This window comes from Achromobacter agilis (assembly GCF_900496965.1).
In the GTDB taxonomy this organism is placed as follows: Bacteria; Pseudomonadota; Gammaproteobacteria; order Burkholderiales; family Burkholderiaceae_B; genus Achromobacter; species Achromobacter agilis.
On the sequence record NZ_UFQB01000034.1, the window covers coordinates 46,921 to 56,164 of the forward strand.

At 68.2% G+C, this 9,244-nt stretch carries 9 protein-coding genes; all 9 read left to right on the top strand.

Annotated elements, in window-relative coordinates; translation table 11 throughout:
- Positions 1–12: 12 nt before the first annotated feature.
- Positions 13–1,248 carry a branched-chain amino acid ABC transporter substrate-binding protein gene (locus AGI3411_RS27570; RefSeq protein WP_129530499.1) on the top strand — a complete coding sequence of 412 codons (1,236 nt, stop codon included), beginning with the start codon at positions 13–15 and terminating at the stop codon, positions 1,246–1,248.
- Between the two features lie 264 nt (positions 1,249–1,512).
- Positions 1,513–2,454 (top strand): branched-chain amino acid ABC transporter permease, encoded by a 942-nt coding sequence (locus AGI3411_RS27575; protein ID WP_129530500.1) that lies wholly within the window; start codon positions 1,513–1,515, stop codon positions 2,452–2,454.
- The gene (locus AGI3411_RS27580; RefSeq protein WP_129530501.1) at positions 2,451–3,719 is read left to right on the top strand and encodes a branched-chain amino acid ABC transporter permease; all 1,269 of its coding nucleotides are present in this window, start codon (positions 2,451–2,453) and stop codon (positions 3,717–3,719) included. The genes AGI3411_RS27575 and AGI3411_RS27580 overlap by 4 nt, the downstream gene beginning before the upstream one ends.
- On the top strand, positions 3,716–4,468 hold the full coding sequence (locus tag AGI3411_RS27585) for an ABC transporter ATP-binding protein (protein WP_129530502.1): 753 nt from the start codon (positions 3,716–3,718) through the stop codon (positions 4,466–4,468). Before AGI3411_RS27580 ends, AGI3411_RS27585 begins: the two co-directional genes overlap by 4 nt.
- A gap of 8 nt (positions 4,469–4,476) precedes the next feature.
- Positions 4,477–5,196 (top strand): ABC transporter ATP-binding protein, encoded by a 720-nt coding sequence (locus tag AGI3411_RS27590; protein ID WP_129530503.1) that lies wholly within the window; start codon positions 4,477–4,479, stop codon positions 5,194–5,196.
- Positions 5,197–5,231: 35 nt separating this feature from the next.
- Positions 5,232–6,020: an SDR family NAD(P)-dependent oxidoreductase gene (locus AGI3411_RS27595; RefSeq protein WP_129530504.1), complete on the top strand. Its 789-nt coding sequence runs from the start codon at positions 5,232–5,234 to the stop codon at positions 6,018–6,020.
- Positions 6,021–6,056: 36 nt separating this feature from the next.
- Entirely contained in the window at positions 6,057–8,240 is a 2,184-nt protein-coding gene (locus tag AGI3411_RS27600; RefSeq protein ID WP_129530505.1) for an alpha-ketoacid dehydrogenase subunit alpha/beta, read from the top strand.
- Entirely contained in the window at positions 8,237–8,728 is a 492-nt protein-coding gene (locus tag AGI3411_RS27605) for a VOC family protein (RefSeq protein WP_129530506.1), read from the top strand. Before AGI3411_RS27600 ends, AGI3411_RS27605 begins: the two co-directional genes overlap by 4 nt.
- Positions 8,729–8,738: 10 nt before the next feature.
- Positions 8,739–9,244: biotin/lipoyl-containing protein (locus tag AGI3411_RS27610; RefSeq protein ID WP_129530507.1), on the top strand; the 506-nt coding region annotated here is incomplete at its 3' end.

The window sequence follows — 9,244 nt, forward strand, 5'->3', positions numbered from 1 at the left end:
GAGGAGACACTCATGAAGTTTGTTTTCACTTCCGGCCTGCTGTGCCTGGCCGGCATCGCCGCATCGGCCCAAGCCGCGCCCGTCAAGATCGGCCTGATCGAAACGCTGTCGGGCCCGCAAGCCTCGACCGGCCTGATGTTCCGCGCCGCCGTCAAATATGAGCTGGACCGCATCAACGCCGCCGGCGGCTGGAACGGCCAGCCGCTGGAACTGGTCGAGTTCGACAATCAGGGCGGCCCGGTCGGCGCGTCCGATCGTTTCCGCGCGGCGGCGGCCGAAGGCGTGCAGATCCTGGTGCAGGGATCCTCGTCGGCCATCTCCGGCCAATTGACCGAAGACGTCCGCAAGCACAACCTGCGCAATCCCGGCAAGGAGGTCGTATTCCTGAACGTGGGCGGCGAAGCGCTGGAGCTGACCGGCCAGAAGTGCCACTTCTACCACTTCCGCTTCACCACCAACGCCGACCTGCGCGTAAAGGCGCTGGCCTCGGTCATGTCCGCCGATGGCACGCTGGGCAAGCGCGTGTACGCCATCAACCAGAACTACTCCTGGGGCCAGGACATGGAAGGCGCCACGGAGCGCTTCGCCAAGCAGTACGGCTATGAGGTCGTGGGCAAGACGCTGCACGAAGTCAACAAGATCCAGGACTTCGCGCCCTATGTGGCCCGCATCCGCTCGTCCAGCCCCGACACCGTGATCACCGGCAACTGGTCCAACGACCTGCTGCTCCTGATGAAGGCCACCCAGGCCGCCGGCCTCAAGGTCCGCTTCGCCACCGTGTTCCTGGACCAGGTGGGCAACCTGGCCAACGCCGGCGACGTCGCGCTGGGCCATTACATCGCCCACCCGTACAACATCGAGGCCGCGGGCGAGGAAGGCGCCAAGTTCGCCGAGGACTACAAGTCCAAGACCGGCCACTACCCCAGCTACACCGAACCGCAGACCGTTATCGGCATCACCTTCCTGGGCGAAGCGCTCAAGCAGGTCAAGCCGCAGGACGGCAAGCTGTCCGTGCCGGAACTGGCCAAGGCCCTGGAAAAAGTTACGTACACCTCGCCCCTAGGCACCTACACCATGCGCGCCGAAGACCACCAGGTGCAGCTGCCGATGGTGGTGTCCAAGGTCAGCAAGAACGCCAAGTACAAGGCCGACGGCACCGACATGGGCTTCGAACCGGTGAAGGTGCTGGCCGCGGCCGACGTATCCGCCCCGGCCCAGGCGACCTGCAAGATGCTGCGGCCGAATTGATGCCGCATTGGTGTCTGACACCCTGAGAAACCCTTCAAGTTTGAGGGGCATCTCGTCGGGTGTCAGACACCTCACCGCAGGGCGTCTCGTTGGGTGTCAGACACCTGGCCAAAGTGACACCTGAGCAAGGCGGGCGCCAGGCACCTCGCCAAGGCGGCGTCAAGCCCACAACAACTATGCGCACCCCGGCGCGGGCCGGAAAAACCAGGTGTGCAGTCGCTCGCAAGACGTCCGTCGTCTTAGCGCAAGAATACTGGAGCGGACATGGAATACTTTACCGTCTCGCTGTTGAACGGCGTGATTTACGGCCTGCTGCTATTCATGGTGTCGGCAGGCCTGACACTGATTTTCGGGATGATGGGCGTGCTCAATTTCGCGCACGCATCGTTCTACATGATAGGCGCGTACGCCGCCTATACATTGACGCCCGTCACGGGTTTCTGGATGGCGCTGGTGCTGGCCACCGTCATCGCCGGGGTGCTGGGCATGGGCGTGGAGCGCTTCTTCCTGCGCCGCGTCCACAAGTTCGGCCATGCGCAGGAACTGCTGGTGACCTTCGGCCTGGCATTCATCGTGGCCGAGCTCATCAAGCTGTTCTACGGCGATTTCCCGGTCGACTACCGGGTGCCGCAATTCCTGAACTTCGCCGCCTTCCGCGTGTTCGATGCGGACTATCCGTTTTACCGCCTGCTGATGGGCGGTGTGTCGCTGGCGATGTTCGCCGTTATCTACCTGCTGCTGTCGCGCACCCGCGTGGGCATCGTGGTGCGGTCGGCCATCTACCGCCCCCGCATGGCGGAGGCGCTGGGCCACAACGTGCCGCTGGTGTTCATGAGCGTGTTCGGCGTGGGCGCGGCCATGGCCGGCCTGGCCGGCGCGGTGGCCGGCGCGTTCTACACCACCAACCCGAACATGGCGCTGGAACTTGGCGTGCTGGTGTTCGTGGTGGTGGTGGTGGGCGGGCTAGGCTCGCTTGAAGGCGCGATGATCGCGTCGCTGCTGATCGGCCTGATCAGTTCCTTTTCGGTGGGCATCGACGCCAGCCTGGCCACCCTGTTCGGCCTGTTCGGCGCCGGCGAATGGGCCGAGAGCGTGGGCGGCCTGATGACCGTGAAGATTTCCAGCCTGGCGGCCACCCTGCCCTTCCTGCTGATGCTGGTGGTGCTGCTGGTCAAGCCCTCGGGCCTGAAGGGAGAACAGGCATGAGCCAGACCCGTCGCGCTTCCGGCGCGCTCCTGTTGATCCTTTGCGTGGCCGCGCTGTGCGCGCTGCCCTGGCTGCTGCCTCCGGGCCAGCTGGTGGCGGCGGTGCAAATGCTGATCGCCGCGCTGTTCGCCTGCGCCTTCAACCTGCTGGCCGGCCAGGGCGGCATGCTGTCCTTCGGCCACGCCGCGTACTTCGGCGTGGGCACGTTCGCCACCATCCACGCCATGAACGCGCTGGGCGGCGCGGGCCTGCTGCCCACGCCCCTGATGCCGCTGGCCGGCGGCGTGGCAGGCCTGCTGTTCGGCCTGGTCGCCGGTTGGTTCGCCACCATGCGCGCCGGCGTGTACTTCTCGATGATCACGCTGGCGCTGGCCGAGCTGCTACACGCGCTCGCGCCGCACCTGAAAGGCGTGTTCGGCGGCGAAGCGGGCCTGTCCGCCATGCGCATGCCGGCCTGGGGCTTCACATTCGGCTCCGACATCGAGGTGTACTTCCTGGTGCTGGCCTGGGTGCTGGTGTCGCTGGCGGCGCTGTACGGCCTGACCCGCACCCCGCTGGGCCGCCTGACGCTGGGCCTGCGCGAAAACGCCCAGCGCCTGCGCTACCTGGGCTACCGCCCGCACACGCTCAAGACCATGGTGTTCGCGCTGTCGGCCATGTTCGCCGGCATCGCGGGCGGCCTGCAGGCCTTGAACATCGAGGCCGGCAACTACGTGCTGTTCGAGGTCAAGCTGTCCACCGATGCGGTGCTGTTCGCCTACATCGGCGGCGTCAACGCCTTCCTGGGCCCCGTGCTGGGCGCCTCCATCCTCACATTCCTGTCGCAGACGCTGGCCGACATCACCCGGTCCTGGCTGTTGTACCAGGGGATTCTCTTCGTGCTGGTGATGCTGTTCGTGCCGGACGGCCTGGTCGGCCTGGTGCAGCGCGCCGCCAAGGCGCTGCGCGAACTCGGCCTGGCCCGCTGGCTGCCGCGCGCCGCCGTGTCGGTGGCGGCGGGCCTGCTGCTGACCTGCGCCACGGTCTTCACGGTGGAAATGCTGCAACGCATGTTCGCCCGCGACTACCGCTCCCTGCTCGAGATGAATCCCGGCGCGGGCTGGCCTCCCATCCCGCTGTTCGGCCAGGATTGGGCGCCCCTGGCGCTGTCCACCTGGCTGGTTCCGCTGGCGCTGTTCGCCGTGGGCCTCGCGGCCTGCCGCTGGGCGCTGGCCCTGTGGCGCGACGACGCCGAAGCCGCACCCTCGCTGGAGGCCGCGAAATGAGCCACGACATCCTGACCCTGACCGACGTGCGCAAGTCTTTCGGCGACGCGCAAATCATCCGCGGCGTGAACCTGAAGGTGCACGCCGGCGAGCGCCACGCCGTCATCGGCCCTAACGGCGCCGGCAAGTCCACCCTGTTCCATCTGATGTCGGGCTCGTTCGCGCCGACCTCCGGCGACATCAGCCTGCAGTCGCGCCCGATCGGCGGCCTGGCGCCGGAGCGCATCAACCGCCTGGGCCTGGCGCGTTCGTTCCAGATCACCAACGTCTTCCCGCGCCTGTCCGTGCGCGAGAACCTGCGCCTGGCGGTGCTGCGCATGCATGGCCTGGTCTACAACTTCTGGCGCCCCATCGCCCGCAACCGCGCGGTGAACGAAGACGTGGACCGTCTGCTGGAGAAGGTCCGGCTGGCGGGAAAGCAGGACACCGCCGCCGGCGACCTCAACTATTCGGAACAGCGTTCGCTGGAGATCGGCATGACGCTGGCATCGCGCCCCAGGGTCATCCTGCTGGACGAGCCCATGGCCGGCATGTCCCAGCACGAAGTGGACTACACGGTCGAGCTGATCAAGGACGTCACCCGCGACTGCACCCTGCTGATCGTGGAGCACGACATGCAGGTGGTGTTCTCGCTGGCCGACCGCATCAGCGTGCTGGTGTACGGCGAGATCCTCGCCACCGGCACGCCCGCCGACATCCGTAGCGACGCCCGTGTGCGCGAAGCCTATCTGGGAGAGGAAACGGTATGAGTACCCCGATGAGTACACCCGCCCCGCTGCTGAGCCTGCGCGGCGTGCATGCCCATTACGGCAAAAGCCACATCCTGCACGGCATCGACCTGTCGATCGGCCGCGGCGAAGTCGTGAGCCTGCTGGGCCGCAACGGCGCGGGCCGCTCGACCACCATGAAGAGCATCATGGGGCTGGTGGACGTGACCGGCGGCAGCATCGCCATCGAAGGCCGCGACATCACCAACAAACGCCCGTTCGAGATCGCCCGCGCCGGGCTGGGCTTCGTGCCGGAAGAGCGCGAAGTGTTCGCCAACCTGACCGTGGACGAGAACCTGCGCATGGGCGAGCAGCCCAAGCGCGGCGACGCGCCCTTCTGGTCGGTGGACCAGATGTTCGATTACTTCCCGCGCCTGAAGGAACGCCGCGGCACCAAGGCCGGCAACCTGTCCGGCGGCGAACAGCAGATGCTGACCATGTGCCGCTCGCTGCTGGGCAACCCCAAGATCATGCTGATCGACGAACCCACCGAAGGCCTGGCCCCGAAGATCGTGGAAGTGATCGCCGACGTGATCCGCGACATCCACAAGCGCGGCGTGTCCGTGGTGCTGGTGGAGCAGAAGCTGACCATCGCGCTCAAGGTTTCCACCCGCGTCAGCGTGATGGGCCACGGCCGCATCGTTTTCGAAGGACCGCCCGCGCAGCTGCATGAGCGCCAGGACGTCGTCCAGGAATGGCTGGCGGTCTGAGCGCAAGCGCCCCTCCCTCATTACAGGCATACATCGTGGACAACACCAACGAACCCCTCCATCCCGAGCTGCGCGGCCAAACCGTCGTGATTACCGGCGGCGCCAAGGGCATCGGCCTGGCCACGGCGCAGGCGTTCGCGCGCCAGGGCGCCCGTATCGCGCTGCTGGACATGGACGCCGCCGCGCTGGACGAAGCCGTCGCCGGACTCGCGGCGCTGGGCGCCGAGGCCCTGGCCTGCCAGGCCTCCGTCACCGACGCCGACGCCGTCGAGCGCGCCTTCGCCCGGGTCGAACAGGCCTATGGCCGCATCGACGTGCTGGTCAACAACGCCGGCGTGTCCGCCAACAAGCCGACGCTGGACGTCAGCGTGGACGAATGGCGCCGCGCCGTCGACATCAACCTGACCGGCGTCTTCCTGTGCGCCCAGGCCGCCGGCCGCCGCATGGTGCCCGCCGGCTCGGGCGCCATCATCAACCTGGCCTCCATGTACGGCGTGGTGGCCGCGCCCGACCGCGCCGCCTATTGCGCCACCAAGGGCGCGGTCGTGCTGCTAACCGAAACGCTGGCCGTGGAATGGGGCCCCGCAGGTGTGCGCGTGAACGCGCTGGCGCCGGGCTACGTGGAAACGGACCTGGTGCGCGACCTGGCCGCGCGTGGCCGCCTGGACCCCGAACGCCTCAAGCAGCGCACGCCGCTGCGGCGCCTGGCGCAGCCGGCCGAGATGGCCGACCTGGCGGTTTTCCTGGCCTCGCGCCAGGCCGCCTACATCACCGGACACACCTTGGTGGCCGACGGCGGCTGGAGCCGCTACAGCTACCTCTAACGCACTGACGCTTACCCACATTCTGGAGATTCATTCATGGCCACCTACCAACCGCTTGGTTCCCAAGCGCCCTGGCGGCAACTGACGGTCGAAGCCAAGGACTGGCAACAGGCGGATCCCGCCCTGCTGGGCTCCATGCTGACCCAGCTGCATTGGATCCGCGCATTTGAAGAGGCCGTGCTGGACCTGGCCGCGGAGGGCCTGGTGCACGGCCCCGCGCATTCGTCCGTGGGCCAGGAAGGCGGCGCGGTCGGCTCGGTGCTGGCGCTGGGCGCCGGCGACCAGATCAACGGCTCGCACCGCGGCCACCATCAGTTCCTCGCCAAGGCGCTGCAGCACGTCGCGCCGCTGGGCCTGGATCCGCGCAACCCGCTCACGCCCGCCATCGACGAGGTCCTGCAGAAGACGCTGGCCGAGATCATGGGCCTGGCCCAGGGCTATTGCAGCGGCCGCGGCGGCAGCATGCACCTGCGCTGGCTGGAAGCCGGCGCGCTGGGCACCAACGCTATCGTCGGCGGCGGCGTGCCGCTGGCGGCCGGCGCCGGCTGGGCCCACAAGCACGCGGGCACCGACCGCGTGGCGGTGACCTACTTCGGCGACGGCGCGGTGAACATCGGCTCCGTGCTGGAAACCATGAACCTGACCGCGGCCTGGAAGACGCCGCTGTGCTTCTTCATCGAAAACAACCGCTACGCCGTGTCCACCACGGTGGAAGAATCCACCGCCGAGCCGCGCCTGTCCGCGCGCGGCCAGGCCTTCAACATTCCGTCCTGGCAAGTGGACGGCATGGACCCGCTGGCGGTCTACCTGGCCATGTCCGAGGCCGTGGCGCACATGCGCGCGGGCAACGGCCCGACCATCGTCGAAGTGGACGTCTACCGCTTCTTCCACCAGAACGGCCCCTTCCCCGGCAGCGCCTTCGGCTACCGCAGCAAGGACGAGGAAGCGCAGTGGCGCCGCCGCGACCCGCTGGACCGTATCGCCGCCGAAATGATCGCCCGCGGGCTGATCTCGCAGGCTGAAGTCGACGCGCTGCGCCAGCGCTGCAAAGACGTGATGAAAGACGTGTCCGGCCGCCTGACGGAAGCCGCCGACGGCGGCAAGCGCCGCGTGCGCGCCGAGCTGTGGCCCAGCCCGGGATTCCGCGACGTGGGCCTGCGCAGCGACGGCTCGGAACTGGCCGGCCTGCGCTACCAGGAAGCCGCCGACTACGCGGGCGAGTCCGTCGAACGCAAGTTCGTGGACGCCGTGGCCGACGTGCTGGACCGCCGCATGGAAACGGACGGCGGCGTGGTCGTGCTGGGCGAAGATGTACACCGCCTGAAGGGCGGCACCAACGGCGCCACGCGCGGTCTGAAGGACAAGTACCCCGACCGCGTGCTGGGCACCCCCATCTCCGAGAACGCCTTCGCCGGCCTGGGCGGCGGGCTGGCCATGGACGGCCGCTACAAGCCGGTGGTGGAATTCATGTACCCCGACTTCATGTGGGTCGCGGCCGACCAGATCTTCAACCAAATCGGCAAGGCCCGCCACATGTTCGGCGGCGATATCGACGTGCCCTTCGTCCTGCGCACCAAGGTCGCGATGGGCACGGGCTACGGCTCGCAGCATTCGATGGACCCGGCCGGCATCTTCGCCACCGCGCCGGGCTGGCGCATCGTGGCGCCGTCCACGCCCTATGAATACGTCGGCCTGATGAACACCGCCCTGGCCTCCAAGGACCCGGTGCTGGTGATCGAGCACGTGGACCTGTACGCCTCGTCGGGCCAGGTGCCCGCCAGCGATCTGGACTACGCCATTCCGTTCGGCAAGGCGCGCGTGTGCCGCACCGGCGGCAAGGTCACCATCCTGACCTACCTGTCGATGGTCAGCCGCGCGCTCAAGGCCGCCGAAGAAGCGGGCGTGGACGCCGAGGTCATCGACCTGCGCACCCTGGACCGCGCCAGCCTGGACTGGGACACCATCGGCGCCAGCATCCAGAAGACCAACAACGTGCTGATCGTGGAACAGGGCGTCCGGGGCACGTCCTACGGCGCCATGCTCGCCGACGAGATCCAGCGCCGCTACTTCGACTGGCTCGACCAGCCCATCAAGCGCGTGACCGGCGGCGAGGCCTCGCCCAGCATCTCCAAGGTGCTGGAACGCGCGGCGTTCGCGGACACCGAGGAAGTCGTGGCCGGGCTGGAAGACGTGCTGGCCGACCTGGGGGAAAAGGCATGAACGCGCCCCTGCGAATGACCGTGCCGATGGAAGTCGGCATCTGCTGCGCCGACCTGGACGCGCTGCTGGGCTTCTACACCGACGTGATCGGCCTGAAGCTCGTCAACCGCGTAACCGTTCCCGCCGACAAGGCGCAGGCCACCGGCCTGACGCGGCACGGCTACGACGTGGCGCGCCTGCAGACGCCCTACGGCGAACGCATCAAGCTGCTGCAGCCCGCCGTGGCGCCCGAGGCCGCCGCGCGCGGCGCTGCCATCCTGGACCGCCAGGGCGCCACCTACCTGACCTTCATCGTGCACGACCTGTCAGGCTTGGTGCGCAATCTGGAAGCCAAGGGCGTCGTGTTCGACAGCCAGCCCGCCCCGATGGAAGTCAGGCCCGGCACCTGGCTGGCGTTCTTCCGCGACCCCGAAGGGAACGTGCTGGAACTGGTCGAATACGACGACCCCGCCTCCTACCGGCCGGACCTGGCCGGCGCCGAACAATAGGACGAACAACGTGGCACACCTTATCAAACTCCCCTCCGTAGCGGCCGACACCTCGGGCGGCACGCTGCACCAGTGGCTCAAGAAAGAAGGCGACGCGGTTGCCGTGGGCGATGCGCTGGCGGAAATCGAGACCGAGAAGGCCATCGTCGAAATCAATGCCGAACAGGCCGGCGTGCTGGGCCGCATCGTGGTGCCGGCCGGCGCCGCGTCGGTGCCGGTCAATACCGTGATCGGCGTGCTGCTGGCTGCGGGCGAAGACGCGTCCGCCATCGAGCAGGCCCTGGCGGAAAGCGGGGCTGCCGCCGCGCCCGCCCAGCCCGCCGCCGCGCCCGCAGCCCCTGCCGCCAGCCCCGCGCCGCAAGCGCCGGCGCCCGCGCCGGCCTCGAACACTCTGGTCCCCGGCGGCCGCCTCTTCGCCAGCCCCCTGGCCCGCCGCCTGGCTTCGCAATGGCACGTGGACCTGCTGGGCGTGGCCGGCACCGGCCCGCACGGCCGCATCGTCCGCCGCGACGTGGA

Coding starts and splice junctions, on each gene's coding strand:
- AGI3411_RS27600 (WP_129530505.1), top strand. CDS start 6,057: ATGGCCACCTACCAACCGCTTGGTTCCCAAGCGCCCTGGCGGCAACTG.
- AGI3411_RS27585 (WP_129530502.1), top strand. CDS start 3,716: ATGAGCCACGACATCCTGACCCTGACCGACGTGCGCAAGTCTTTCGGC.
- AGI3411_RS27580 (WP_129530501.1), top strand. CDS start 2,451: ATGAGCCAGACCCGTCGCGCTTCCGGCGCGCTCCTGTTGATCCTTTGC.
- AGI3411_RS27570 (WP_129530499.1), top strand. CDS start 13: ATGAAGTTTGTTTTCACTTCCGGCCTGCTGTGCCTGGCCGGCATCGCC.
- AGI3411_RS27590 (WP_129530503.1), top strand. CDS start 4,477: ATGAGTACACCCGCCCCGCTGCTGAGCCTGCGCGGCGTGCATGCCCAT.
- AGI3411_RS27605 (WP_129530506.1), top strand. CDS start 8,237: ATGAACGCGCCCCTGCGAATGACCGTGCCGATGGAAGTCGGCATCTGC.
- AGI3411_RS27575 (WP_129530500.1), top strand. CDS start 1,513: ATGGAATACTTTACCGTCTCGCTGTTGAACGGCGTGATTTACGGCCTG.